The sequence below is a fragment of the Caulobacter sp. SL161 genome (assembly GCF_026672375.1).
GTDB lineage: Bacteria > Pseudomonadota > Alphaproteobacteria > Caulobacterales > Caulobacteraceae > Caulobacter.
On sequence record NZ_JAPPRA010000001.1, the window covers coordinates 270,778 to 295,009 of the forward strand.

22 protein-coding genes and 1 pseudogene are annotated in these 24,232 nt (G+C 68.7%); 12 read left to right on the top strand and 11 right to left on the bottom strand.

Features of this window, described 5'->3' with window-relative positions:
- Positions 1-96: 96 nt before the first annotated feature.
- On the top strand, positions 97-813 hold the full coding sequence (locus tag OVA11_RS01480) for an NAD-dependent deacylase (RefSeq protein WP_268065726.1): 717 nt from the start codon (positions 97-99) through the stop codon (positions 811-813).
- Here the strand turns inward: OVA11_RS01480 and OVA11_RS01485 are convergent.
- The 3 genes from OVA11_RS01485 to OVA11_RS01495 form a co-directional block, all read right to left on the bottom strand.
- Positions 810-1,433, bottom strand: a complete 624-nt coding sequence (locus OVA11_RS01485; protein ID WP_268065727.1) for a class I SAM-dependent methyltransferase — start codon at positions 1,431-1,433, stop codon at positions 810-812. The two genes, OVA11_RS01480 and OVA11_RS01485, sit on opposite strands and share 4 nt — an antisense overlap.
- Positions 1,434-1,494: 61 nt before the next feature.
- On the bottom strand, positions 1,495-1,902 hold the full coding sequence (locus OVA11_RS01490) for an SWIM zinc finger family protein (RefSeq protein ID WP_268065728.1): 408 nt from the start codon (positions 1,900-1,902) through the stop codon (positions 1,495-1,497).
- Entirely contained in the window at positions 1,899-2,300 is a 402-nt protein-coding gene (locus OVA11_RS01495) for a metallopeptidase family protein (RefSeq protein ID WP_268065729.1), read from the bottom strand. Before OVA11_RS01495 ends, OVA11_RS01490 begins: the two co-directional genes overlap by 4 nt.
- A 168-nt stretch (positions 2,301-2,468) precedes the next feature.
- Here OVA11_RS01495 and divL point away from each other — a divergent pair, with 168 nt between their 5' ends.
- From divL to OVA11_RS01530, 7 genes are all read left to right on the top strand, one after another.
- Entirely contained in the window at positions 2,469-4,778 is a 2,310-nt protein-coding gene (gene divL / locus OVA11_RS01500) for a cell cycle protein kinase DivL (protein ID WP_268065730.1), read from the top strand.
- 127 nt (positions 4,779-4,905) lie between these two features.
- Complete coding sequence (locus OVA11_RS01505) at positions 4,906-4,983, top strand: hypothetical protein (protein ID WP_024265966.1); 78 nt, start codon at positions 4,906-4,908, stop codon at positions 4,981-4,983.
- Between the two features lie 99 nt (positions 4,984-5,082).
- Positions 5,083-6,129: an aspartate-semialdehyde dehydrogenase gene (locus OVA11_RS01510; RefSeq protein ID WP_268065731.1), complete on the top strand. Its 1,047-nt coding sequence runs from the start codon at positions 5,083-5,085 to the stop codon at positions 6,127-6,129.
- Between the two features lie 164 nt (positions 6,130-6,293).
- On the top strand, positions 6,294-7,064 hold the full coding sequence (locus OVA11_RS01515) for a sulfite exporter TauE/SafE family protein (protein WP_268065732.1): 771 nt from the start codon (positions 6,294-6,296) through the stop codon (positions 7,062-7,064).
- Positions 7,065-7,182: 118 nt separating this feature from the next.
- Positions 7,183-7,881 (top strand): PAQR family membrane homeostasis protein TrhA, encoded by a 699-nt coding sequence (gene trhA / locus OVA11_RS01520; RefSeq protein WP_268065733.1) that lies wholly within the window; start codon positions 7,183-7,185, stop codon positions 7,879-7,881.
- 16 nt (positions 7,882-7,897) lie between these two features.
- Positions 7,898-9,169, top strand: coding sequence for a patatin-like phospholipase family protein (locus tag OVA11_RS01525; protein ID WP_268065734.1), 1,272 nt, complete (start codon positions 7,898-7,900; stop codon positions 9,167-9,169).
- Positions 9,170-9,299: 130 nt separating this feature from the next.
- On the top strand, positions 9,300-11,027 hold the full coding sequence (locus tag OVA11_RS01530; protein ID WP_268065735.1) for a serine hydrolase: 1,728 nt from the start codon (positions 9,300-9,302) through the stop codon (positions 11,025-11,027).
- 48 nt (positions 11,028-11,075) lie between these two features.
- On the opposite strand, the gene OVA11_RS01535 is transcribed toward OVA11_RS01530, so the two are convergent.
- The 8 genes from OVA11_RS01535 to OVA11_RS01570 all read right to left on the bottom strand — a co-directional run bounded on the left by OVA11_RS01535 (position 11,076) and on the right by OVA11_RS01570 (position 20,280).
- Complete coding sequence (locus OVA11_RS01535) at positions 11,076-11,417, bottom strand: hypothetical protein (protein WP_268065736.1); 342 nt, start codon at positions 11,415-11,417, stop codon at positions 11,076-11,078.
- Between the two features lie 83 nt (positions 11,418-11,500).
- Positions 11,501-12,388, bottom strand: a complete 888-nt coding sequence (locus OVA11_RS01540) for a lipid A-modifier LpxR family protein (protein ID WP_268065737.1) — start codon at positions 12,386-12,388, stop codon at positions 11,501-11,503.
- 213 nt (positions 12,389-12,601) lie between these two features.
- Positions 12,602-14,485, bottom strand: coding sequence for a ribonucleoside-diphosphate reductase subunit alpha (locus OVA11_RS01545; RefSeq protein WP_268065738.1), 1,884 nt, complete (start codon positions 14,483-14,485; stop codon positions 12,602-12,604).
- A 487-nt stretch (positions 14,486-14,972) separates the two neighbouring features.
- Positions 14,973-16,181, bottom strand: coding sequence for an OmpA family protein (locus OVA11_RS01550; RefSeq protein WP_268065739.1), 1,209 nt, complete (start codon positions 16,179-16,181; stop codon positions 14,973-14,975).
- Between the two features lie 401 nt (positions 16,182-16,582).
- Complete coding sequence (locus OVA11_RS01555) at positions 16,583-17,413, bottom strand: class I SAM-dependent methyltransferase (RefSeq protein ID WP_268065740.1); 831 nt, start codon at positions 17,411-17,413, stop codon at positions 16,583-16,585.
- 44 nt (positions 17,414-17,457) lie between these two features.
- Entirely contained in the window at positions 17,458-19,257 is a 1,800-nt protein-coding gene (locus OVA11_RS01560) for a cation:proton antiporter domain-containing protein (protein WP_268065741.1), read from the bottom strand.
- Positions 19,258-19,310: 53 nt separating this feature from the next.
- Positions 19,311-19,559: a helix-turn-helix domain-containing protein gene (locus tag OVA11_RS01565; RefSeq protein WP_268065742.1), complete on the bottom strand. Its 249-nt coding sequence runs from the start codon at positions 19,557-19,559 to the stop codon at positions 19,311-19,313.
- A gap of 127 nt (positions 19,560-19,686) precedes the next feature.
- Entirely contained in the window at positions 19,687-20,280 is a 594-nt protein-coding gene (locus OVA11_RS01570) for a TetR/AcrR family transcriptional regulator (RefSeq protein WP_268065743.1), read from the bottom strand.
- A gap of 71 nt (positions 20,281-20,351) precedes the next feature.
- Here OVA11_RS01570 and OVA11_RS01575 point away from each other — a divergent pair, with 71 nt between their 5' ends.
- The 4 genes and pseudogenes from OVA11_RS01575 to OVA11_RS01590 all read left to right on the top strand — a co-directional run bounded on the left by OVA11_RS01575 (position 20,352) and on the right by OVA11_RS01590 (position 24,202).
- On the top strand, positions 20,352-21,047 hold the full coding sequence (locus tag OVA11_RS01575; RefSeq protein ID WP_268065744.1) for a DUF4336 domain-containing protein: 696 nt from the start codon (positions 20,352-20,354) through the stop codon (positions 21,045-21,047).
- Positions 21,048-21,124: 77 nt separating this feature from the next.
- Positions 21,125-21,577, top strand: a complete 453-nt coding sequence (locus tag OVA11_RS01580; protein ID WP_096034491.1) for a MaoC family dehydratase — start codon at positions 21,125-21,127, stop codon at positions 21,575-21,577.
- Positions 21,578-21,638: 61 nt separating this feature from the next.
- Positions 21,639-22,057: pseudogene (locus OVA11_RS01585) on the top strand (DUF2946 family protein).
- 99 nt (positions 22,058-22,156) lie between these two features.
- The gene (locus OVA11_RS01590) at positions 22,157-24,202 is read left to right on the top strand and encodes a TonB-dependent receptor family protein (protein WP_268065745.1); all 2,046 of its coding nucleotides are present in this window, start codon (positions 22,157-22,159) and stop codon (positions 24,200-24,202) included.
- The last annotated feature ends 30 nt before the right edge of the window (positions 24,203-24,232 follow it).

The window sequence follows — 24,232 nt, forward strand, 5'->3', positions numbered from 1 at the left end:
TGCGCGCGCCTTCGACTATCTAAACACTGTCAACTCAAGACTTGATCGCGGTCAAATGAAAAATGACGCCGCCGTCAGGTTCGCGCCTCAGGGGTATTGCGAGGGATCATGAAAGTCTTCGTTCTGACGGGCGCCGGCGTCTCGGCCGAGAGCGGTCTGGGCACCTTCCGCGACAAGGACGGCGTCTGGACGAAGTACGACCTGAACGAGGTGGCGACGCCGCAGGGCTTCGCGCGCAATCCGGCCCTGGTGCGCGACTTCTACAACGCCCGCCGCGCCAACCTTGCCGAGGCCCGACCGAATGCGGCGCATGAGGCGCTGGCGCGGCTGGAGGCGGGCCTCGCGAGTCGCGGCGGCGAGTTGTTCCTCTGCACCCAGAATGTCGACGACCTGCACGAAAAGGCCGGGTGCCGGCGCGTGATCCACATGCATGGCGAACTGGCCGTCACTCGCTGTCACCATTGCGAGGCGACCTGGCCCGATACGGGACCGCTGTCGCCCGACACCGTCTGCGCCGCCTGCGGACGCGATGGCGGGGCCCGGCCTCATGTCGTCTGGTTCGGCGAGATCCCGCTGTTCATGGACGAGATCGAGGACGCCCTCTCGCGCGCCGACCTCTTCGTCTCGATCGGCACCTCGGGCTCGGTCTATCCGGCCGCCGGCTTCGTGGCCGAGGCGCGGGCGATGGGGATTTCGACCTGCGAGATCAATCTGGAGCCCTCTGCCAACGCCTATGTGTTCGACGAGAAGCTCTACGGACCCGCCACCGAGGTCGTGCCGGCCTGGGTGGAGCGGCTGCTGTCGAAGCTCTAGGCCGGCCGCGCCACGCCCCATTCGCACCAGCCCAGAGGCCGGGGCGTCTTGGGCATGTAGCGCTGTTCGACCTCGTCCAGCGCAAAGCCGGCCGCCTCGACGGCGCTCGCCACCGGCCGCGTCAGGTGACAGCCGCCGGCCATCCGCTTCCAGAGCGGTTCGAGGCGACGTTGCCAGCGCGAGACCTCGGCGTCGGGCGACAGGCCGTGCTCGCAGAACAGGAAGCGACCATGGGGGCGTAGCACGCGGCGCGCCTCGGCCAGCACCGCCGTGGGCGATCGCACCGAACACAGGGTGAAGGTGCACAGCACGGTGTCGAAGCTGGCGTCGGCGAAGGGCAGGCGCTCGGCCTCGCCGGCCTGGATGTCGACGACCAGGCCGTCTGGACGCGGCGCCTGCTCGGCGATCGCCCGCAGCTCGGGCGAGGGGTCAACGCCCGTCACGCGCTTTGCCTTGGTCGGGTCGTAATAGGCCAGGTTCAGGCCCCCGCCGATCCCCAGCTCCAGCACCTCGCCCTCGGCGCGGGGCGCGACGCGCCGCCGCTGAGCCTGGATCGCCGGCGCGCCGCACGCGCAGCACAGCAGCTTCGGCAGGATGTGACGCTCGTACCAGCTGGCCATTTTGGATCTCCCCGCATCAGGAGAGCGGCCGGGCGGGTCGAAGGTCAAGCCACGTCGGCGATCAGACGCGCCCTTCCAGCGCCGCCAGCACGGCCGGCTGCAGACGCGCCAGCTCGGCCAGCCGCTCGACCAGCGCCTCGCGGCTGTCCAGGGCCAGGCCGTCGCGCAGCCGGGCCATCCGGTCCTTGACCTTGCCAAGATCAGCGGCGTTGGCGGCGCTGACCACGGCCGCCTGGTGCTTGCACGCGCCGAACTTCTCAAAGCCGGGGCAGGTGCAGGTCCCCTCGCCCGCCGGCGCCCACAGCTGCACGACATAGAGGTCGCCGACGCTCCCGGTGACGTGCGCGGTGACCTTGTCATCCTCGAGCGCGACGAGGTCGACCGCGCCCGCCTCGGCCATGGCCACGCCGGTATCGAACCAGCGCTCGTCCATGCGCTCGCGCCAGGCTTCGGTGTCGAAGAAGCTCATGCCTCGTCCTCGATGCGGTGAATGTCGTCGTCCGACAGGCCAAAATGGTGGCCGATCTCATGGATCAGCACATGGGTGATCAGATCCCCCAGGCTGACGTCGCCGCGTTCGGCCCACTCGTCCAGGATCGGCCGGCGATAGAGAAAGACCCGCGAGGGCTCGGCCCCGAAGTCCAGCACCGAGCGGCTGCTCAGATCCACGCCCTGATAGAGCCCCGTCAGCTCGAAGGCGTCCTCGATGCCGAGGCTGTCCAGAACCTCTTCGCTCGGAAAGTCGTCGACCCGGATCACCACCTCGCCGGCGAGGTGGCGGAATTCGGCGGGCAGGTCGTCGAAGGCCTGCTTGGCCAGGAGGGCGAAATCGTCGAGCGAGGGGGCGAGGCGATCGGACCAGGTCATCCCGTTCACATAGAGCGATTGGCGAAGATCGCCATAGCCGACCGCCGATCTTGCCGACGAACGCAGAAAACGCGACGGACGGCCACACCCGAGCTTGATCGCCCTCTGGTCACGGCCCGACTAATCTGGGATTCTGATTCGAAGACCCGCTGGGGTAGCGCGCGCCTGATGACTTCGTATGACCTGATCCTCGCGGCGGCGGCCGGCGCGGTGTGTCTCGCCATTTCCGTCGCCCTGTGGTCCCACGGGCAGCGACGGAACCTGGAGGCGCGCATCGCCGCGCTCAAGGCGCGCCTGATCCATCAGGGAGACTCGGACGACGCCCCGGCCTGGCTCGACGCCTTCGACACCGCCGTGATCGCCGTCGAGGGCGGACGCGCCAACCTGGTCGCCGGCGGCGAGGGCCTGGCCGCCTGCGCCAAGGCGCTGGGGGCGGACGCCGAGGTCTCGGCCGTGGTCGCTACGCTCAGCGACGCCGATCCCAACTACGCCCAGAAGCTGACCGCCCTGTTCGAGCGTGGCGAGCCTTGCGTATTCGAAGCGCGCGGTCCCCATGGCCTGGTTTCCGTCGAGGGTCGCGCGGCGGGCGCCCTGGCCTGGCTGCGTCTGGCGCCGATCGACCGCGCCGACTCGGGCCTGCCCACCGCGGCCCGCTTCGCCGCCTTCGTCGACAGCGTGGTCGAGCCCTGCTGGATCGCCGGCGCCGATGGCCAGGCGATCTGGGGCAACGCCGCCTTTGTGCGCGCCGTGGGCGCGGCCTCCGCCCAGGCCCCGGCCCTGGCGGGCAAGAGCTTTGATCGCGGCGCCGACGCCGTGGTCGTCGAAGCCGCCGGCAAGGGCGAACGTCGCGAAGCGCTGCGCTGGATCAATGTCGAGGGCCGCCGCCGGGCGTTCCGCCTGTCGGCCCAGCCGCTGGACGGCGGCGGGGTGGGCGTGTTCTGCGCCGACGTCACCGAGATCGAGGATGTCCGCGACGCCTTCAAGAAGCACGTCGAGGCGCACGACGAGACCCTGAACCACATCGCCGAGGCCGTGGCGATATTCAGCCAGACGCGCCGCCTGTCCTACCATAACACCGCCTTCGCCGAGCTGTGGGGCCTGGAGCCGGCCTGGCTGGCCGACCGTCCGACCCACGGCGAGGTGCTGGACCGCCTGCGCCAGCGCCGCCGCCTGCCCGAGACCATCGACTACGCCGGCTGGAAGGCCGCCGAACTGGCCCGCTACGAGCATCTCGGCCCGCAGGCCGACGACCTGTGGGACCTGCCCGACGGCCGCACGCTGAAGGTCGTCCGTCAGCCGCACCCGCTGGGCGGCATGCTGCTGATCTATTCCGACATCACCGGCGAGCTGCGCCTGAAGGCCCAGTACAACGCCCTGATCCAGGTGCAGCAGGCCACGCTGGACAAGCTGAACGACGCCGTCGCCGTGTTTGGCTCGGACGGCCGCCTGCGGCTGCACAACGAGGCCTTCGAGGCCTTCTGGAACGTCACGCCCCACGCCCTGGAGGCGGCCGGCGACTTCGAGGGCGTGGTCGAACTGTGCGTGCCGCGCCTGCACGACCTGTCGTTCTGGCGCGAGCTCAAGGGCCGGGTCGCCGATCCCGATCCGCAGATGCGCGCCCCGACCTCGGGCGAGGTGCGGACCTCCGACAGCCGCATCGTGCTGTACCAGAGCCGGCCGCTACCCGACGGCGCGACCCTGATCGCCTTCGCCGACGTCACAGACACCCGCGACCTGCAAAGCGCCCTGGCCGACCGCTCGGCCGCCCTGGCTGAGGCCGAGCGCCTGAAGCGCGACTTCGTCGGCAACGTCTCCTACGAGCTGCGCACGCCGCTGACGACGATCATCGGCTACTCGGAGCTGCTGGAGCGGGCCGACGGCATCTCCGAGCGGGGCCGCAACCACGTGGCCGCCGTCCGCGCCGCCGCCACCCAGCTGGCGCGCTCGATCGACGATGTCCTGGACATGGCCCAGATCGACGCCGGCGAAATGGCGCTGGAGATCGAGGACATCCGCGTCTCAGACCTGCTGCTGAACGCGCAGGAGCGCGCCCTCAAGGACGCCCAGTTGGGCGGCGTCACCCTGGCCGTCGAATGCGAGGAGGACGTCGGCCTGATCCGCGGTGACGGCAAGCGTCTGGCCCAGACGCTGGACCATCTGGTGGAAAACGCCCTGCGCCAGACCCCGCCGGGCGGCCGCGTCACCCTGTCGGCCAGCCGGGCGCTGGGCGAGGTGCGGCTGGACGTCTCCGACACCGGGCGGGGCGTGCCGTTCCATGTGCAGGCCCACATCTTCGACCGCTTCGTCGGCCGCGATCGCGGCGGCCCGGGCCTGGGCCTGGCCCTGGTCAAGGCGCTGGTCGAGCTGCACGGCGGCTGGGTGGCGCTGGAGAGCGAACCGGGCAACGGTTCGACCTTCACCTGCCACCTGCCCGAGACCCAACAACCCGGGGCGATGCAGCCCGAACTCGGCTTCTAGCTGGCTGGACGGCGCGGAACGGGGGAAGCATTTTTTACCCGCCGCGAGGACCAAACACCCCGCCGCCGCATCATTGTGCCTCCGAAGGGCTTTACGCGGCGCATCGGCGCCGCTAGAAGCGCGGCCGATGTCTTTCGCCGCGACCAAAACTATTACCCGCAAAACGACCCACCTTGGTGGGGCGGCGGGCGTGCGCGCGATCTAAGCGGCATCCTCGAACCAGCCCCGCCGATGCGCGGGGCGGCTCTCACATCCAGAGACCCAAAGCTCCCCGCGCTCCACACCCTACCGGAGACGCAACACCATGAGCTTCAAGTTTTCCCGAGCCAATCCGCCCCACGTCGGCGTCGTCGGCGCCACCGGTCTGGTCGGCGGCATGATGCGCGAGCTGCTGGTCGAGCGCGACTTCCCGGTAGCCTCCCTGCGCCTGTTCGCCTCGGCCCGTTCGGCCGGTAGCAAGATCGACTTCAACGGTCAGGAGATCGTGGTCGAGGACGCGGCTGCCGCCGACTTCTCAGGCCTGGACATTGTGTTCTTCTCGGCGGGCGGCTCGACCTCGCGCGAGCTGGCCCCCAAGGCCGCCGCCGCCGGCGCCGTGGTGATCGACAACAGCTCGGCCTGGCGCTCGGACCCCGACGTGCCGCTGGTGGTGGCCGAGGTCAATCCGCACGCCCTCCAGAACATCCCCAAGGGCATTGTCGCCAACCCCAATTGCACCACCATGGCCGCCATGCCGGTGCTCAAGCCCCTGCACGACAAGGCGGGTCTGAAGCGCCTGACCGTCAGCACCTACCAGGCCGCCTCGGGCGGCGGCATGGAGGGCATCGAGGTGCTGGCCGAGCAGCTGCGCGCCGGCGCGGCCGGGGATCTGGACGGTCTGGCCCGCTCCCCGGACGCCGCGCCCCTGCCCGCCCCGCGCAAGTGGGCCGTGCCGCTGGCCTATAACGTGGTGCCGCTGAACTACGTGCTGGGCGAGGACGGCTATACCGAGGAAGAGCTGAAGCTGCGCGATGAGAGCCGCAAGATCCTTGAGATCCCCGGCCTGCCGGTCAGCGGCACCTGCGTGCGGGTGCCGGTCTTCACCGGTCACGCCCTGTCGATCAACGCAGAGTTCGACGGCCCGGTCTCGGTGGCCGAGGCGCTGGACTTGCTGGCCGCCGCGCCGGGCGTGGTCATCGAGGACGTCCCCAACCCGCTGGCCGCCACCGGCCAGGATCCGGTCTTTGTCGGCCGCGTGCGCCCCGATCCGACCGTTCCGCACGGCCTGGCGCTCTTCGTCGTCGGCGACAACCTGCGCAAGGGCGCGGCCCTTAACGCGGTGCAGATCGCTGAGGTGATGCTGGAGGCCTAACGACCAAAGCGCCCCCTCCGTCCCGCCGTTTCGCGCCGATTTCGCCCGCTCCACGGGCAGGGATCGGCCACCTCCTCCGTCGCGAGCAGGAGAAGCGATTATAGGGCCCGGAAGGGGGCGGTGCGGCCTTGGGATTATCCTGCGGACGCTGTAATCCCCCCGCCATGCTGACCGATCCGTTTTTCTACCTCGTGGCCATCCCCGCCGTGATCTTGCTGGGCCTGACCAAGGGCGGGTTTGCGGGGATCGGGGTGGTGGCGGTGCCGATGATGACTCTCGCGGTGTCGCCGGTCATGGCCGCGTCGATCATCCTGCCCATCCTGCTGGTGCAGGACGTGGTCAGCGTGTGGTCGTTCCGGAAAACCTGGGACAAGGCGATCCTAGTTTTGATGCTGCCGGCGGCGGCGGTGGGCATCTTTCTGGGCTGGGCCCTGGCGGCCCTGGTCGAGGAGGCGGCCGTAGAGCTGGCGGTCGGCGCGATTTCGGTCGTCTTCGCCCTGCAGCGGCTGTGGGCCGAACGCGCCCTCAGGGCGGCCGATTCAATCGAAGCGGGTCCAGCGCGTCCCTGGCTGGGCGTCCTGTGCGGCGCCACGGCGGGCTTCACCAGCCAGATCGCCCACGCCGGCGGCCCGCCGTTCCAGATCTATGTCCTGCCGCGCGGTCTGCCGCGCGACGTGTTCATCGGCACCAGCGCGATCTTCTTCGGCGTCGTCAACTGGATGAAGGTTCCGGCTTACCTGGCGCTGGGCCAGCTGACGCCGCAGGCGTTGGCCACGGCCGGCGTGCTGCTGCCGCTGGCCATCGCCTCGACCTGGGCCGGCGTCTGGCTGGTGCGGCGCGTGCCCGCCGAAGGCTTCTACAAGCTGATCTACGTGCTCTTGGTGCTGGTCGGCGGCAAGCTGATGTTCGACGGTGCCCGCGGCCTATTGACCTGATCGCGTTTTTCCACCCGTTCGTGTCGCCTCGGCCCTTTCGCGGCCACGATGATCGACGCTTATATGTCGCGGAACGAACCTATGCTTCGCGCATACTGAAAGCCACCAGAGCCGGGCCATGATCGAACTCACCATCGCCAGCCAAGCGACCGACTTGGCCATCGCCAAGCCAGGCCGGCACTATCCGACGCCGGCGGCCAAGTGCGCCGACCTTGTCGTCCACCTGGCGGGCCTGGCCTGCGCCCTGATGGGTGGCGGCATCCTGCTGGGCCTGGCGTTCGGTCTCGGCAATCTCGGCCAGGTCGCGGCGGTCAGCATCTACACCGTGGGCCTGATCCTGATGCTGTCGCTGTCCACGGCCTACAACTTCGCCAAGGCCCGCTGGCGTCCGCTGCTGCGCCGCTTTGACCACGCCGGCATCTTCGTGATGATCGCCGCCTCGTACACGCCCTTCACGACCCAGAACCTGCACGGCTGGTGGTCCATCGGCATGACCACGGCGGTCTGGACGGTGGCCGGCGTCGGCGTGCTGGCCAAGCTGTTGCTGCCGGGCCTGGACAAGCGCTTCTGGGTGGGTCTGTACCTGGCGCTGGGCTGGCTGGTGCTGGTGGCGATCAAGCCGATGATCGAGGGCCTGTCCTGGCCGGCCCTGCTGCTGCTGGCGATCGGCGGGATCGTCTATTCGACGGGCACGATCTTCTACCTGATGCGCCGCCTGAAATTCCGCCGCGCCATCTGGCACGGCCACGTCATCGGCGGCGCGGGCCTGCACTATGCCGCCGTTCTGGTGGGCGTGGTCCTGACCGGCGCGCACTAACCTTCGGAGGCCTGGCGTGGAGAAGGACCCGGCCGGTAGTTTCAGCCTGCAAGGCTTCTTCCGGGACTGGAAGTCCAACGACCCGCTGCGCGGCAAGCGCCTGCCTACGCCGCCGTCCGACCGGCAGGTCGAGGCCGTGGGCTTCCCCCGGGTGCGCCTGACCGTCGACCAGGCCGACGACGCCCTGCGGCAGGCCGCCGACCGGTTAGCGCCGATGCGCTCGCTGTTGGGCCGTGACGAGTTCAACATCCTGGCCCTGTCGGGCGGCGCGGCGGGCGGCGCCTATGGCGCGGGCGTGCTGGCGGGCCTGACCCAGGCGGGCCGTCGGCCCGACTTCGCCATCGTCACCGGCGTCAGCACCGGCGCCCTGATCGCGCCGCTGGCGTTTCTCGGCTCGGCCTGGGACGAGCGCCTGACCGACGCCTATACCGGCGGCCACGCGGCCGAGCTCCTGAGCCTGCGCCGCCTGGCCCCCGCGCTGGGTCCCAGCCTGTTCAAAGGCGAGTCGCTGGATGTGCTGGTCGAGACCTTCGTCGACCAGGAGATGGTCGAGGCCATCGCCGTCGAGCACGCCAAGGGCCGGCGCCTGCTGATCGCCACCACCAATCTCGACAGCCAGCGCGCGGTCGTCTGGGATCTGGGCGAGATCGCGGTGAAGGGCGGGCCCGAGGCCCTGAAACTGGTCCGGTCGCTTCTGGTCGCCTCGTCCTCGGTGCCCGGCATCTTTCCGCCCAAGCTGATCGAGGTCGAGGTCGACGGTCAGGTCTTCCAGGAGATGCACGTGGACGGCGGTGTCGCCGCGCCGCTGTTCCTGATGCCCGACGCCCTGCTGCATTGGCGCAACCTCGGCACCCGCCTGCGCCGGGGCCGCGTGCACGTGATCGTCAACACCGTGCTCGATCCCTCGACCCAGTCGACGCCGCCGGGCGTGGCCTCGATCATGGCGCGCAGTTTCGAGACCATGCTGCGGTTCTCGTATCGGCAGGCCTTGAGTCTGGCGGCAGGCTTTTGCGCGCGCCACAACCTGCCGCTCAGCGTGGCCTCGATCCCCAACACCTTCGAGGGCATGAACCTTCTGAAGTTCGAAACCGGCCTGATGCGCAGCATCTATGACGCCGGCTTCGAGCAGGCGGCGGCCGGCGCGGTCTGGTCCAACGCCGTGGAGGAACAGAGCCTTTGGCGCGGCCTGTTCAGAAAGCAGGTCCCGCAGGCGGTTTCGGCGGGGACAGGCCTAGTGGTGCGCGACGAACCGGCGCCTGCCTCCCAACAGTCGCCTCAGGGCGCCTAGAGCGTGACGCCGAAAGTGGGAACCGGTTTCGGCGCGCATCACGCTCTAAGTATTTGATTTAGAGCCTCGCGCTGCTGGCCATCGGGGGCGGCGCTGGCGACAGTGCGCAACCTTTGGGTGGGGAAGCCGGATGCGCAATCTTGTTGTTGTTTTCGCCGCCACCGCCCTTGTGAGCCTGGCGGGACCGGGCGCGATGGCCCAGGCTGCGGCGCAACCCGCAACGCCTGTCTCCGTCTCCCCCGATCGCCTGTCTGACGCGGCCGTTCGCCAGATACTCGCCCAGCGGATCGATACCGATCGCCAGAGTCTGGGGATCGTGGTCGGCATAATCGACGCCCGAGGTCGGCGGGTGATCGCCCACGGTGTGACCGGCGGCGGCGGCAAACCGGTCGACGGGCGGACGCTGTTCGAAATCGGCTCGGTTACCAAGGCTCTGACCGGCCTTCTGCTGGCCGACATGGCCCGGCGCGGCGAGGTCAAGCTGAATGATCCCGTGGCGCAGCATCTGCCGCCGGGAACGGTCGTGCCGACCCGCAGCGGCAAGGCCGTCACCCTGATCGACCTTTCCACCCACACCTCGGGCCTGCCGCGCCTGCCGACCAACATGGCGCCCAAGGACCCGCTCAACCCCTATGCGGACTATACTGAGGCCCAGCTGGACGCCTTCCTGCGCGACTACGCCCTGCCGCGAGACATCGGCGCGACCTATGAGTACTCGAACCTGGGCGTGGGCTTGCTGGGCAGGGCCTTGGCCTATCGCGCGGGCGGAGACTACGAGACCGTGTTGCGCCAGCGAGTGCTGAAGCCGCTGGGCATGAGCGACACCGCCATCGCCCTGTCACCGACCCAGGCCGCGCGCTTCTCCAGCGGCCATAACGCAGCGCTGGAATCCACGACGCATTGGGACCTGCCCAGCCTGGCCGGCGCGGGCGCCCTGCGCTCCACCGCCGACGACCTTCTGAAGCTGCTGGCCGCCGAACTGGGCTACGCGGACACGCCGCTGCAATCCGCGATGGCCGACCAGCTGGTTCCGCGTCGCCCGGCCGGCGGCGGCGTCGAGGTCGCGCTGGGCTGGCACGTCTGGCCAACACCCGAGGGCGATATCGTCTCGCACAATGGCGGCACCATGGGCTTTCAGAGCTTCGTGGGATTCAATCGCAAGACGGGCCTGGGCGTCGTGGTGCTCAGCAACGCGGCCGGATCTATGGGCGTGGACGATATCGGGCTGCACCTGATGGCTGGACGGCCTCTGAAGACCGCCCCCAAGACGCGGGTCGCGGTCCCCCTACCGGCGGCGGCCTTCGACAAGCTGGTCGGGCGCTACGGCATGGCCCCCGGGATGGTGATGACGATCCGCCGCGATGGCGAGCGCATGCTGGGTCAGCTGACCGGGCAGCCAACGGTCGAGTTGTTCGCTGAAAGCCCGACAAGCTTCTTCCTCAAGGTGGTCGACGCCCAATTGACCTTCACCGTCGACGCCGAAGGGCGCGGGACAGCGGTGACGCTGCATCAGAACGGCCAGAACACGACGGCCCCGCGCCTGTCCGAAGGGGCTGAAGCGCCCGCGCCGTCGCGCCCGGCCAAGGTGGCGGCTCTGTCCGTCGCCGAGCTGGACGCCCTGACGGGCCGGTACGCTCTGGCTCCCGGATTCATCGTCGCCGTGACCCGCAAAGGTCAGAGCCTATTCGCCCAACTCACCGGCCAGCCTGAGTTCGAGGTGTTTCCTGAAAGCGCGACACGGGTTGTCTGGACCGTCGTTCCCGCCGCCGCCAGCTTTACGCTGGGCCCGGATGGGAAAGCCGTGAGCCTGACATTGCATCAGGGCGGCCGCGACATGCCCGCGCCGCGACAGCCTTAAACGCTGGCCGGTTTAGATGAGGCGCCCATCGAAAGGGGCGCCTCGGCCCTAGGCCTTCTTCAGCCAGCGCGCGCGCAGCTTAGCGACGTTGGGCGGGTCGGCGCGGAAGTCCGAGGCTAGGCCCAGGCGGGCGTTACATGACGGGCAGCGCACGTGGTCCTCGTCGGCCAACTCCGTCGGCGGGTCGAAGCGCGTGCCGCAGGGCTTGCACTTCCAGTCGCCAACGACCGGGACCGGAGGCGGCGGCGGAGGGGCCGCTGCGGGGGGCGTGAACACGGTGGTGCGAGCCGACGGCTTGACCATGCGCTCGAGCGGCGGCGGGCCACCGGGGGCGGCGACGGCGCTCTTCAGGCTCAGGGTCTTGCGGCGCGGGGGCTCGCTGTCGCTCATGGTCTCGCTGACGGTTCTAGGTGCTAACCGGGGCTTGCTGCATGAAAGCGGCCGGAAACACAAGCCCGACGGGGCCCAGCCCCTTACCAATGCGGCTTCAGGCTGAAGGACAGGGCGACGACGTCGTCCTTTTGGGTGGCCAGGCCCAGCACGCCTTCCTTGGCCCGGATCTCGCGGTGGATATAGCCAAACGAAGCCTGCATCGGCCCCTTGCGCCAGGCGACGCCCGCCTGACTGTCGCCGATCAGGCGGCTGGTCACGTCTTGTGACAGGCCTGCGCGAGACCAATCGCCGTTCTGGCCCCGCAGCATGTTGAACCCGACGGCGCGACCACTGGCGGCGGCGTAGATGTACCAACGTCCCCGCGTTCCGAAAGCTTCGCCGCCTTCGCGAACGCCCAGCGCGTCGGTGACCCGGTCGCCGATGTTCTTCTTCGTGCCCAGACGCACCGTGGCGCCGGCCTCGGCCGAGCCGCCGGCCCCGCCAAAGCCCACGCCCGCGTGCGGGGTGACGTCCAGGGCGTACTTGCGGCCCTTCAGCATCACCGCTGACGGCCAGCCCCGGGTGAGGGTCACGTCGACGTCTCGCAACTCATAGGCGTCGCTGTCGGGGCGCACCAGGGTGAGGGGGGCGACGGTCGCCGTGCGAGGCACACCCGCCATCGAGACACGAACCTGACTGATCGGACCGCCCGCCTCGCTCTGGTAGGCCACGGCGGTCGAGCGCCAGATGACCGGACCAGCGCCGTCATAGTAGCGGTCAACGTCGAGAATCCGCGCATCGCCCGCCATGGCGGCCGCCGGGGTCAGGCCAAATCCGCCCTCCAGCTGGGACTGCGGAGCCTCGATGGGACGCGCGAGAAGACCGGTCGCGGCGAGCGATAGCGGACGCGCCGCCTCGGGCTTGACCTGGAATGAATAGGGGCCTGATGGCTGGGCCGGCGCCTGGGCGGCGGCGATCGAAGGGGTCATGATCGCGACCCCCACGGCAAACACGGTTAGCTTTCCAATCGCCCGCATCGCGGACTCCTAGACCCCGGTGTTTCCAGCCTACGCGTCCCATCCCGGCTGTCACGGGGGCTAAAGCGCGCAGGTGACAACCACTGTGCGCCATCAGGGTTCCCGGAATGTGAAAAAGGCGGCGCGATGGCTCGCGCCGCCCCCTCGAAAAGCTTCACATCGGCGTTACTGGCAGGCCAGGCATTCGTCGTAGTCGGTCTTTTCCGGAACATCGAAGCCACCGGTCGTGGCCTCGGCCTTGTCGTCGGCGCCGGCGTAGGCCGCGCGCTGCACCGACTTGGAGCGCAGGTAGTACAGCGATTTGACGCCACGCTCCCAGGCGGTCCAGTGCAGCATGTGCAGGTCCCACTTGTCGACGTCGCCCGGCAGGAAGACGTTGACCGACTGGCTCTGGCAGATTTCCGGCGTGCGGTCGGCGGCCAATTCGATCACCCAGCGCTGGTCCAGTTCGAAGGCGGTCTTGTAGACGTCCTTTTCGTCCTGGCTCAGGAAGTCCAGGTGCTGGACCGAGCCTTCGTTCTCCAGGATCGAACCCCACACCGTGTCGGTGTTCTGGCCCTTCTCCTCGAGCAGCTTCTCCAGATACGGGTTCTTCACCGCGAACGAGCCCGACAGGGTCTTGTGGGTGTAGATATTGGCCGGGATCGGCTCGATGCCGGCCGAGGTGCCGCCGCAGATGATCGAGATCGAGGCGGTCGGGGCGATGGCCAGCTTGTGCGAGAAGCGCTCCACCGAGCCACGGTCGGCGGCGTCGGGGCAAGGGCCCTTCTCTTCGCCCAGCTTGATCGACGCCTTGTCGGCCTCACGGCGCAGGTGCTTGAACATCCGCATGTTCCAGCTCTTGGCCAGGGCGCTTTCGAACGGCACGTTCTGGCTCTGCAGGAAGCTGTGGAAGCCCATCAAACCAAGGCCCACCGAACGCTCGCGCATGGCGGCGTAGGCGGCGGCGGACGCGGCGTCCGGCGCGCGGTCGATGAAGTCCTGCAGGACGTTGTCGAGGAAGCGCATGACGTCCTCGATGAACGTCGGATGGTCGCGCCACTCCAGATAGGTCTCGGCGTTGACGCTCGACAGGCAGCAGACGGCGGTGCGCTCCTGACCCAGATGGTCGGTCCCGGTGTGCAGCATGATCTCGCTGCACAGGTTCGACTGGCGCACCTTCAGGCCCAGCTCGCGCTGGAACGAGGGCATGGCGCGGTTCACGGTGTCGGAGAAGATCAGATAGGGCTCGCCGGTCTGCAGGCGCAGCTCCAGAACCTTCTGCCACAGGGCGCGGGCGTCGACCTCCCGCAGGACCTCATTGGTCTTGGGCGAGCGCAGGCCGAACTTGGTGCCGTCGCGCACGGCGTGCATGAACTCGTCGGTGATCGACAGGCCGTGGTGCAGGTTCAGGGACTTGCGGTTGAAGTCGCCCGACGGCTTGCGGATTTCGAGGAACTCCTCGATTTCCGGGTGATGGATGTCCAGATAGACGGCGGCCGAGCCGCGGCGCAGGCTGCCTTGGCTGATCGCCAGGGTCAGGGAGTCCATCACGCGGATGAACGGGATGATGCCCGAGGTCTGGCCCTGGCCCTTCACCTTCTCGCCGATCGAGCGCACGCCGCCCCAGTAGGTGCCGATGCCGCCGCCATTGGCCGCCAGCCAGACGTTCTCGTTCCAGACGCCCAGGATGCCGTCCAGGCTGTCATTGACCGCATTCAGGAAGCAGCTGATCGGCAGGCCGCGCTCGGCGCCGCCGTTGCTCAGCACCGGGGTGGCCGGCATGAACCACAGGCGGCTCATATAGTCGTAGACGCGCTGGGCGTGGTCGGCGTCGTCGGCGAACGCCGTCGAGACGCGCGCGAACATGTCCTGATAGCTCTCGCCCGGCAGTAGGTAGCGGTCTTCCAGCGTCGTCTTGCCGAAGTCGGTCAGCAGGGCGTCGCGCGAGCGGTCGACCTCGACCTTGCGCACCAGCGCCAGCTGCGGGCGCTTGGCGGGCTTGATCGCCGCCAGACGGGCCTCGTTTCGGACGCTCGACTTCACCGCTTCACTGCCGTTCATGACCAAAATCCATGCTCAATCAGCGTGTTCCGGAGAAGGAAACATCCCCGCCAGCCGCTATATCTTGTGGCTGAGGAGCCCCCTCAACCCAAATATGGGGCCACACTGGTGAATGACTCGTCAACGCCCCCGGGTCGAGTTTTTCGTTAACAACCTGTGAACGCCACCAACTTGCATAGGCGGGACAAGGGGTTGCCTCCACGAACTTTTTTCACCCGCGACAGAGCGCCGCAAGGCGCCGATGGGCGTCCGTCCCCGGACAACAATGTTCGCCCACAGACTGCGCACAAGGCAGGGTGGCGAACACCAGAAGCGGCCATCGGACGAAGGGGCGGCGCGAGGCGCGCAGACCGCCCGCGGATCGGGCGTTTGGGCGTGAACCGCGCGGTTCGGGCTGCGTGGCGCGCGAGGAGCCGAGCCCTCAGACACACGCGCAAAGAGAAAGGGCCCGGCGTCGCCGCCGGGCCCTCCCAAGTCGTCTGTCGATTCGATCTTAGAAGTTGATCGAGATCGTCGAACGGCGGTTCAGCGGTTCCTTCACGCCATCGCCGGTGGCGACGGCCGGAGCGCTTTCACCCTTCCAGTCCACGCCCAGAACGTTTTGCGAAACGCCTTGCGAGACCAGAGCGTCGGCGACGGCGCGAGCGCGACGTTCCGAGAGCTTGGCGTTGTACTTCGGCGAACCCGAGGTGTCGGTGTGACCAACGACGATGATCTTCGTCGCCTTACCGTCGTTCGAGTACTTGGCCGCTTCCGTAACCACCGATTGGGCTTCCGGCGTCAGGACCGATTGGTCGAACGGGAAGTACACGATGAACTCACGGGCCTCGAAAGCCGGCGGCGGCGGCGGAGGCGGCGGCGGCGGCGGGGGAGGCGGAGGAGGCGGCGGCGGCGGAGGCGGCGGCGGCGGGGGCGGCGGAGGCGGCGGCGGCGACGCGAACGAGTAACGCAGACCCACGGTCAGCGACTGGTCCGTGTACTGGCCCGAGAAAGCGCCCGGTTGCAGCAGGCCCGAACCGCTCGCTTGCCAGCTATGGTCAGAGCCGCTCAGGTAACGATAGGTGACGTCGACCTTCAGCTTGTCGGTCGCCTTGATCGAGGCGCCGGCGATGGCTTGCCAGGCGACAGCCATGTCGTTGTCGTCAACGGTCAGGTTCTGGACAGCCACGTTGGCGGAGGTGACCGCGCCGACGCCGCTGAACTGGCCGAGCGTCTTGACGTCCAGGCGGTTCACGCCGACGCCGGCGCCGACGAACGGGTTCAGCCAGGAATCCGGAGCGAAGTCATAGATGACGTTCGCCATCAGGCTCCACGAGTCGATCGAACCGTCGGGCGAGCCGCAGGTCTGAGCGGAAGACGTACGGGTGACGCCCGGCGTGCAGAGCGCGACCGGCTGCTGACGCACGGCGTTGCCGCGCACCGCCTTCAGGTCGCCAGGGCGGTAGCCGCCCTCGACTTCAGCGCGCCAGTTCTTGTTGAACTGGTAGCCGAGGCGGACGAAACCGGTCCAATCCTTGTCGGTCTTCCAAGCCCAGTGCGCATATTCGCCGTCCGGCAGCGTCTGGCTGGATTGGGTGGAGATGCTTTGCGGCCAGTGTTGGCCGAGGTCGACCGCGCCGTACCAGCCGGTCTCTTGGGCCGAAACGCCCGACGCGGCGAACACCGCGGCCAGAGCAGCTCCCGCCAGGAGGTTGAGTTTCATCGTTGAAGAGCCCTCTATTGCCCTGCCAGGCCGGGGAGACCGACCGAGCATCGTTATACCAAGGCGAACGCCACGGGAAAGTGTCGGCAAAGACACACTCGTCAGGTTTCGCGCCCCGCGCATCGCTGCAGGAAAGCTAAACAAGACCGCCCCTCAGAATCAGCTTTCGAGCGTGCCTGCCGACATCCACAGAACATGATCGCCAGCTCCGCTGGGTTCGCACGTGGAACGTTCGTGCGCAAGGGCTTGGCTCCTAGAAATGCTCAAGTCCTTGCGAAACATCGGACGAAATCCTCGCCTCCTTCCGCTGAGCTGAGGGCCGAGCGCCCCGTCCGGACGACGACCGCAGAGCAGAGACGGCCTCCGAAGGAAGCGGATCGGCTCGCGGCCGCCGCGAACGTCTAGCCCCGGGCGGTGACCAGCCAGCAAGCCGAGTTCATCTTCGCCATACCGTCCTGAACATGGGGCGCCAGGGCCGCGGCCACCGCGTCGCGCACCTGCGTCCGAAGCGCGTCTTCCGCTTTGGACAGGATGGGATTCAGCGGCCCGACGCGCAGGCTCATGGTCATCAGCTCATCGAAACTGACAGGGGTTGGGTCATCGAGGGGCGCAATCGCGATGTCACGCCAGCCGGCTTCGGCCAGGATGGAGCGGACGCGCTCGGGATCGGCGAAGCCAAAGCGGCCAGGCGCGTTCCGCTCGAACCTGGGCGTCTCGGGCAGGAACGGCGCGGCCGCATCCAGCGGGACCTGCGCCATCGGGTTGTCCTCCGGGCCGCGCCAGCAGGCGAAGGCCAGACGCCCGTCCGGCTTCAAGGCGCGACGCAGATTGGCGAAGGCGGCGACAGGGTCGGGGAAGAACATCACGCCAAAGCGCGAGACGATCGCGTCGAACCCTGCGCCGAAGTCATGGGTCTGGGCGTCGGCCTGGACAAAGTCGACGCCCTCCAGCCCCTGCTCGCCCGCCCGCCGCCGCGCCAGTTCCAGCAGAGCGCCGGAGATGTCGGCCCCGACCGCGCGGCCCTGCGGCCCCACGCGCCAGGCGGCCTCGAAGGTGGTCGCGCCCGAGCCGCAGCCGACGTCCAGCACCGCCTCGCCGGCGCGGAGGTCGGCGCGATCGACCACCGCCTGGGCGATCAGCTGGAAGAGTCGGTCCAGCAGCGCCTGCTGTTCGACCCAGACCCGCCCGGCCCGATCCCAGTAGGCGGACATATCGGTGGCCACGCCGCTCATAAGCTGTCTCCCGTTCTCATCGGGATAGGTACGCAGCCCCGGCGTCACCGCAAGGTGGCGTCTCGCAGACGACGGCGACGGCCGCCCAGGGCGTCCGGACGGTTCAGTTTCTTGCGGTACTCGTCGCGGCGCTCGTGGATCGAGGCGATGACCAGGCCCATCGGCACGCCGATATCGACCAGCACCGCTTCGGACAGCTGCAGGCTGGCCTCGATGGTCTCGGGCACGGCGTCGGTGGCGCCCAGCTCGTAGAGGCGGGCGGCGTGGCGGGCGTCGCGGGCGCGGACCACGATCGGCACGTCCGGACGGGCCCCCCGCGCGGCGGCGACGACCGCCTCGGCCACCTCGAAGGCGTCCATGGTCACCACCACCGCGCGCGCGGTGGCCAGGCCGCACCGTTCGAGGAGCTCCAGGCGCGAGGCGTCGCCATAGTAGATGCGAGCGCCGTCGCGGCGGCCCTGCTCGACCAGGCGCGCGTCACGCTCGACCGCGATCCAAGGCAGGTCGTGGCGGCCCAGCATGTCGCCGACCAGCTTGCCGACGCGGCCATAGCCGATGACCAGCACCTGACCGGCCGGCTCGGGCCCGACGCGGTCGGGCTCGTTGGCGCTCGAGGGCGGGGTTTCGCTGATCGGCAGCGGTGCGTTCTTGCGTCCGAGATAGCCACCCAGCGCCGCCAGGCCGGGGATCAGGAACATGGTCAGGGTCGCCGAGACCAGCACCGCCTGGCCGATGGCGGGCGGCACGACCTGGGCGCTCATGGCGTTGTCCAGAAGGACGAAGGCGAACTCGCCGCCGGCCGCCAGGATCAGCGCCGCCTCGATCGCCGCGCGCCGGTTCAGGCCCATCAGCAGCCCGCTGCCGAACACCACGGCGGTCTTCAGCACCAGGAGGCCCAGCGCCGCGCCCAGGATCGCGGCCGGCTGCGCGGCCAGCAGCGACAGGTCCAGGCGAATGCCCAGCGAGACGAAGAACAGCGACAGCAACAAGCCCTTGAACGGCTCGATCTTGACCTCGACCTCGTGGCGATACTCGGTCTCGGCCAGCAGCACCCCGGCCACGAAGGCGCCCAGCGCCATCGACAGCCCCGACAGCGACGCCACCATCCCCGCGCCGATGATCACCAGCAGGCAGGCGGCCATGAACATCTCTTCGCTCTTGGCCTTGGCGACGGACTTCAGCATCGGCCGCAGCGCCAGGCGCCCGACCAGCACGATCACCGCCAGACCCAGCGCCGCCGGGGCCAGGGCCAGCAGGTCCTGAAGCTGGAAACTGCCGTTGCCGCGCCCCAGGATGGCCAGGGTGATCAGGATCGGCGCGACGGCCAGATCCTGGAACAGCAGGACCGAAAAGGTCGCCCGGCCGGCCTCGGAATGTAGACGCCGCCGCTCGGCCAGCACCGGCACGGCGATGGCGGTCGACGACAGGGTCAGGGCCGCCCCGATGGTCAGGGCCGTCACGGGCTCGAGGCCCAGCAGCATCCCGCCCGCGCCCAGCGCCAGCGAGCAGCCGATCACCTGCACGGCGCCGAGGCCAAACACCCACCGGCGCATGAGCCGCAGACGCTCCCACGACAGCTCCAAGCCGATCATGAACAGCAGGAAGACAACGCCGAACTCGGCCAGCTGGGCGATTTCGTCGGGGTTGTCGACGGTGACGTAGTCCAGCCATGGCGCGTAGGGGATGAACCGGCCCAGGCCAAACGGCCCCAGGATCACGCCGGCCAGCAGATACCCCAGGATCGGATTGATCTTCAGGCGCTTGAAGATCGGCGCGACGATGCCGGCGGTCGCCAGGAACAGGACCAGGTCCTTGTAGCTCTCTGGGGAAACCTCGTGCGCCACGCGCCCTCCTCTTCTTTGCGTCAACCCGCCGGAACTAAGGTCCGGCTCCCGCGCTAGACCGGTCTCTTGAACCGCACGCCGGGCCCGGTCTCGTCGCTCGCGATCAACGACACCCCCGCCGCCTCGATCGCCTCGATGAGGAGCCGTTCGGTGCTGTGGTGCAAGGCGTGACGCTCGGTCTCGAAGTCCTTGACCGTGCTGCGCGACACGCCCGCCCGATCCGCGAGCTCGCCCTGCGACCAGTTGATCAGTCCGCGGGCGGCCCGGCACTGGGCCGGCAGGAGAATTTTTGCGTGTGGCATTTGACAGATCCGGGCGTCGTCACCCATATTGGTTGATTACAGCCGAAAAGATTGATCGTCAAGGAGAGCTTTTGCACCATACCGCGTTGACCGCCCCGTGCGGCCGACAGCAGGAAAGCTTGCGCGCTCACTCGGCTCGGCGCGCGCCGACGCCCTCCACGACGATCCGGATCAAGCGCACGATGTCGCAGGGCTCGAACGGGCCGCCGGCCAGCGCGGTGAGCATCGCCTGACCATAGACGCCCAGCAGCACCAGGCTCATGAAGTTGACGTCCTCGTCCCGCCGGATCGCCCCCTGCTGTTGACCGAGCCGCAGCACATCGCGAACCAGCCCCTGGAAGGAGGGCCGCCCCTCGGGCGGCTCCAGGCGCGGCCGCTCCGCCGGCGCCAGCGCCAGCCGGGCCACTGTCGGGTTGGCCAGGCACCAGCCGGCGCTGTCCAACAGGATCGTCTCCAGTAGACCCAGCGCGTCCTCGCCCGCCGCCATGCGGGCGCGATAGCCCTCGTCCTGCGCCTCGACCCGCGCGATCAGCTGGTGGGCGATCTCCTCCTTCGAACCGAACAGGTTGTAGAGGGTCTTGCGGGTCAGCCCCGCGCGGGAAGCGATCTCCTCCATCGACACCGCAGCGAAGCCTTTCTCACGGAACGCCCCATCGGCGGCGTCGAGGATCAGGCCGCGCGACCGATCGGTCCGCTTGAGGCTTGGCATATTTATACTCATGTGTAATTTTCTACGTGCGTGTAGATCAGCTTGCGCAAGACGACGCGCCGCAGCAATCGAAAGGTCGCCGCATGACGGCTTTGCAGGCTTTCGGGCCCAACCTCTGGATCGCCGACGGCCCGGTCGTCACGGCGGGCGGCGGTTTCCACTATCCCACCCGCATGGCCGTCATCCGGCTGACGGACGGATCGCTGTTCATCTGGTCGCCCATCGCCCTGTCCGATGCGCTGCGGCGCGAGGTCGACGCCCTCGGCGCCGTGCGTCACCTGATCGCGCCCAACAGCCTGCACGACCGGTTTCTCGGCGAATGGCAAGCAAGCTATCCCGCCGCACGCCTCCATGCCGCGCCGGGCCTTCGCCAAAACCGCCCAGACCTCGACATCGTTGCGGAACTAGGGGACGCGCCGGCGTCGGACTGGGCCGCCGACATCGATCAGGCGCCGATGCGCGGCAATCTGATCACCACGGAGGTGGTCTTCTTCCACCGCCCCAGCGCCACGCTCCTGGTCGCCGACCTCATCCAGCACTTCGCGCCGACCTGGTTCACTGGTTGGCGCGCCTGGGTCGCCAAGCTTGACCTGATGAGCGCGCCGCAGCCGGAGACGCCTCGCAAGTTCCGGGTGGCCTTCGTGGACCGCATCGCCGCCAGGAGAGGGCTGAGCCGCCTCTTGGAATGGCCGATCGAGCGCGTGGTGATGGCCCATGCCGATCCTGTTGAGACCCAAGGCCGCGCTTTTGTGCAACGCGCCTTTCGCTGGCTGAGGTGAAGGACGCCTCCACGCCCGCGAGCGTCGCCACGCCGATTTCTCTAGCCACCGCGCCGCGAGACCGGTAACCGCCGGACATGATCGGACCGCACCCCACGGGCGGTTACATCCTGGAGGAGCTCTCCGTCGGGATGACCGCCGAGAAACACGTCACCGTCACCGAAGAGCGCATCCAGCGCTTCGCCGAGGCGTCTGACGACTTCAACCCCGTCCACGTGGATGAAGCCTTCGCGGCCAAGACGGCCTATCGCGGCCGCATCGCCCATGGCCTGCTGTCGGCCTCGTTCGGTTCGGCCGTGGTCGGAACGATCCTGCCGGGCGCCGGAGCGATCTATCTGGGCCAGACCCTGACCTTCCATAAGCCGGTGCGGATCGGCGACGTCGTCACCGCCCGGGCCACGGTCGCCTCCATCGACGCCGAGAGCGCGCGGGTCGTCCTGCGCTGCGCCGCCCTGGTCGGTGACGAGGTGGTGATGGACGGCGAAGCCACGGTCCGCGTGCCGCGCCGTCGTCGACCGGCCAAGGCCTGACGCGAGCTTAAGGGCGCGCTGACCCGAGACAAGCGCGCCGCCTTGCGTTAAAGCGCCGTTCGTGACCCGCCCGACCTCCACCGCGAGACTTCTGGCCCGCGACGCCTTCCTGGCGCTCGCGCTGCTGGCGGTTGTGCTGAAGGTTATGATCCCGGCGGGCTTCATGCCCAGCGCCGAAAGCCGCAACGGCCTGCCCTTCGCCCTGGTGCTGTGCACCGGTGACGGAGCGAAGGTTGTCCAGCCCGGCGATGCGCTCGACGCCCGCCACGGCGAGCAGAGCGACAAGGCCGGCCACGACGCGCCCTGCCCCTTCGCGGCTCAGGGCGCGGCGGCCCCGCCGCCGTCCGTGGTCGCGGCGATCGACATCGATCTGGTCGCCTACGCCGCGCCGATCCTTCCCCCGCCCGCGCGCTCGCGCCCGGTCGTGGCCTCGCTGCGCCGCCGCCGCCGCCCACCGGCCCACCTGTCGTCCTGATCTGACCCTCGGTCCTCGCGATCGAGCGTGAACGCGCGCGCCACTGCCGGCGCGCCCTGGATCATTCACGGCCGCCGCCCGGCGGCCGAAGGACGCTTATTCAAATGAAGTCTCTTCTGCTGGCCACTACGGCCGCTCTGGCTTTCGCCCCCGCCGCCTTCGCGGCCGACACCACCGCTGACGCCACCCAGGTCTCGTCGGTCATCGTCACCGCCCGCCCGAACCCCGAAGACCCGCCGGTCGTCGCCGACGCCCGCAAGCGCCTGTCGGAAACCCCCGGCGCGGTCTCGGTGATCTCCCAGGAAAGCTACATCAACCGCCAGACCCTGGCGCTGGACGACATGCTGCGCGACGCCCCCGGCGTCTACGCCCAGCGCAAGTGGGGCGGCGACATCCGCGTCTCGATCCGCGGTTCGGGCATCGGCAACGCCAACCATAACCGGGGCCTCCTGATCGCCCAGGACGGCGTGCCGCTGAACGAGGCCGACGGCTTTGGCGACACCCAGATCGCCGACCCGCTGAACACCCGCTACGCCGAGGTCTATCGCGGCGGCAACGCTCTGCGCTTCGGCGGGGCCTTGCTGGGCGGCGCGATCAACATGGTCACGCCGACGGGTAAGGACGCCGGCTTCCAGAACAAGATCCGTCTCGACGGCGGCTCGTACGGCCTGGCGCGGCAGCATGTCGCCCTGGCCCGACAGTCGGGGGACTGGGACGTCTTTGTCGCCGCCACCAACCAGACCAGCCAGGGCTGGCGCTCGCAAAGCCAACAGAACATCCAGTTCGGCTCACTGAACATCGGCCGATCGTTCGGCGAGGACCGCGAGGTGCGGTTCATCGTCAATGGCTCGAACATCAACCAGGAGATCCCGGGCTCCCTGACCCTGGCGCAGTTCAACGCCAATCCGCGCCAAACGCTCGCCGGCAACCTGACCAATGACAACGGCCGCCACGCGCGCGGCGTGCGCAGTTCGCTGCGGACGAGCTGGCGCCTCGACGACAACCTGGTCTTCGAAGGCGCGGTCTATGCGGTGTGGAAGGACCTGGATCACCCGATCTTCCAGGTCATCGATCAGCAGAGCCGCAACTACGGCGCCTTTGGCCGTTTCGACTGGGACGGCGAGATCGGCGGCAAGCGCGCCGACGCCTTCTTCGGCGCCTGGTACCGCACCGGCGACATCGACTCCAACTTCTACGTCAACCTCCGCGGCGCGCGCGGCGCGCCGACCTCGCGCACGCTGCAGAACGCCGAGGCGTTCGACCTGTTCGGCGAGGGCCGGCTGTTCGTCACCGAACGATTGGCGGTCGTGGCCGGCGCCACCTGGGGCCAGGCCAAGCGCGACTACACCAGCTTCGCCATCCCCGGCGTCACCTCGACCTTCAACCTGAAGGCCGACAAGACCTATGACTGGGTCTCGCCCCGTATCGGTCTGCTTTGGCAGAACGACCTGGGCGACCAGGTGTTCGCCAACCTGACCCGCTCGGTCGAACCGCCGAACTTCGGCTCGATGTCGCCGACGGGCACGGGCTTCGCGCCGGTGAAGTCGCAAAAGGCCTGGACGGGCGAGGTGGGCGCGCGCGGCCATCGCGGGCCGTTCACCTATGACGTCACCCTGTATCGCGCCGAGCTGAAGGGCGAGATGCTGCAGTACACGGTCAGCCCGTCGATCCCGGCCTCGACCTTCAACGCCGACAAGACCCTGCACCAGGGGATCGAGGCGGCGCTGGACTGGGCGGTGGCGCCGCGCTGGCGGGTGCGCCAGACCTGGACCTATTCGGACTTCCGCTTCCAGGACGACGTCCAGTACGGCGACAACCGCCTGCCGATCGTGCCGAAGAACTTCTACCGCTCGGAAGTCCGCTATGACGATCCGCGCGGCTGGTTCGTGGCCCCGTCGGTCGAGTGGTCGGCCACCGATCAGTGGATCGACTACAAGAACACCAAGAAGGCCCCCAGCTACGCGATCCTGAACCTGAACGCGGGCTGGAAGGTCAATCAGACGGTGTCGCTGTTCCTCGACGCGCGGAACCTGACCGACAAGGCCTATGTGTCCAACACCGGGGCCGTGACCACCTGGACGGCGAGCAGCGCGACCTTGTGGCCGGGCGACGGCCGTTCAGTGTTCGGCGGCGTCACCGTCACCTTCTAACCGCAAGTCTGGTCATGACGGGGCGGCGGC

Bases quoted from the DNA above. Each gene is read 5' to 3' on its own strand.
- OVA11_RS01550 (WP_268065739.1), bottom strand. From the start codon at position 16,181: ATGAAACTCAACCTCCTGGCGGGAGCTGCTCTGGCCGCGGTGTTCGCC.
- trhA (WP_268065733.1), top strand. From the start codon at position 7,183: ATGATCGAACTCACCATCGCCAGCCAAGCGACCGACTTGGCCATCGCC.
- OVA11_RS01575 (WP_268065744.1), top strand. From the start codon at position 20,352: ATGACGGCTTTGCAGGCTTTCGGGCCCAACCTCTGGATCGCCGACGGC.
- OVA11_RS01515 (WP_268065732.1), top strand. From the start codon at position 6,294: ATGCTGACCGATCCGTTTTTCTACCTCGTGGCCATCCCCGCCGTGATC.
- OVA11_RS01485 (WP_268065727.1), bottom strand. From the start codon at position 1,433: ATGGCCAGCTGGTACGAGCGTCACATCCTGCCGAAGCTGCTGTGCTGC.
- OVA11_RS01535 (WP_268065736.1), bottom strand. From the start codon at position 11,417: ATGAGCGACAGCGAGCCCCCGCGCCGCAAGACCCTGAGCCTGAAGAGC.
- OVA11_RS01555 (WP_268065740.1), bottom strand. From the start codon at position 17,413: ATGAGCGGCGTGGCCACCGATATGTCCGCCTACTGGGATCGGGCCGGG.
- OVA11_RS01570 (WP_268065743.1), bottom strand. From the start codon at position 20,280: ATGAGTATAAATATGCCAAGCCTCAAGCGGACCGATCGGTCGCGCGGC.
- OVA11_RS01490 (WP_268065728.1), bottom strand. From the start codon at position 1,902: ATGAGCTTCTTCGACACCGAAGCCTGGCGCGAGCGCATGGACGAGCGC.
- OVA11_RS01565 (WP_268065742.1), bottom strand. From the start codon at position 19,559: ATGCCACACGCAAAAATTCTCCTGCCGGCCCAGTGCCGGGCCGCCCGC.
- OVA11_RS01510 (WP_268065731.1), top strand. From the start codon at position 5,083: ATGAGCTTCAAGTTTTCCCGAGCCAATCCGCCCCACGTCGGCGTCGTC.
- OVA11_RS01505 (WP_024265966.1), top strand. From the start codon at position 4,906: ATGTCTTTCGCCGCGACCAAAACTATTACCCGCAAAACGACCCACCTT.
- OVA11_RS01540 (WP_268065737.1), bottom strand. From the start codon at position 12,388: ATGACCCCTTCGATCGCCGCCGCCCAGGCGCCGGCCCAGCCATCAGGC.
- OVA11_RS01580 (WP_096034491.1), top strand. From the start codon at position 21,125: ATGATCGGACCGCACCCCACGGGCGGTTACATCCTGGAGGAGCTCTCC.
- OVA11_RS01590 (WP_268065745.1), top strand. From the start codon at position 22,157: ATGAAGTCTCTTCTGCTGGCCACTACGGCCGCTCTGGCTTTCGCCCCC.
- OVA11_RS01495 (WP_268065729.1), bottom strand. From the start codon at position 2,300: ATGACCTGGTCCGATCGCCTCGCCCCCTCGCTCGACGATTTCGCCCTC.
- OVA11_RS01530 (WP_268065735.1), top strand. From the start codon at position 9,300: ATGCGCAATCTTGTTGTTGTTTTCGCCGCCACCGCCCTTGTGAGCCTG.
- divL (WP_268065730.1), top strand. From the start codon at position 2,469: ATGACTTCGTATGACCTGATCCTCGCGGCGGCGGCCGGCGCGGTGTGT.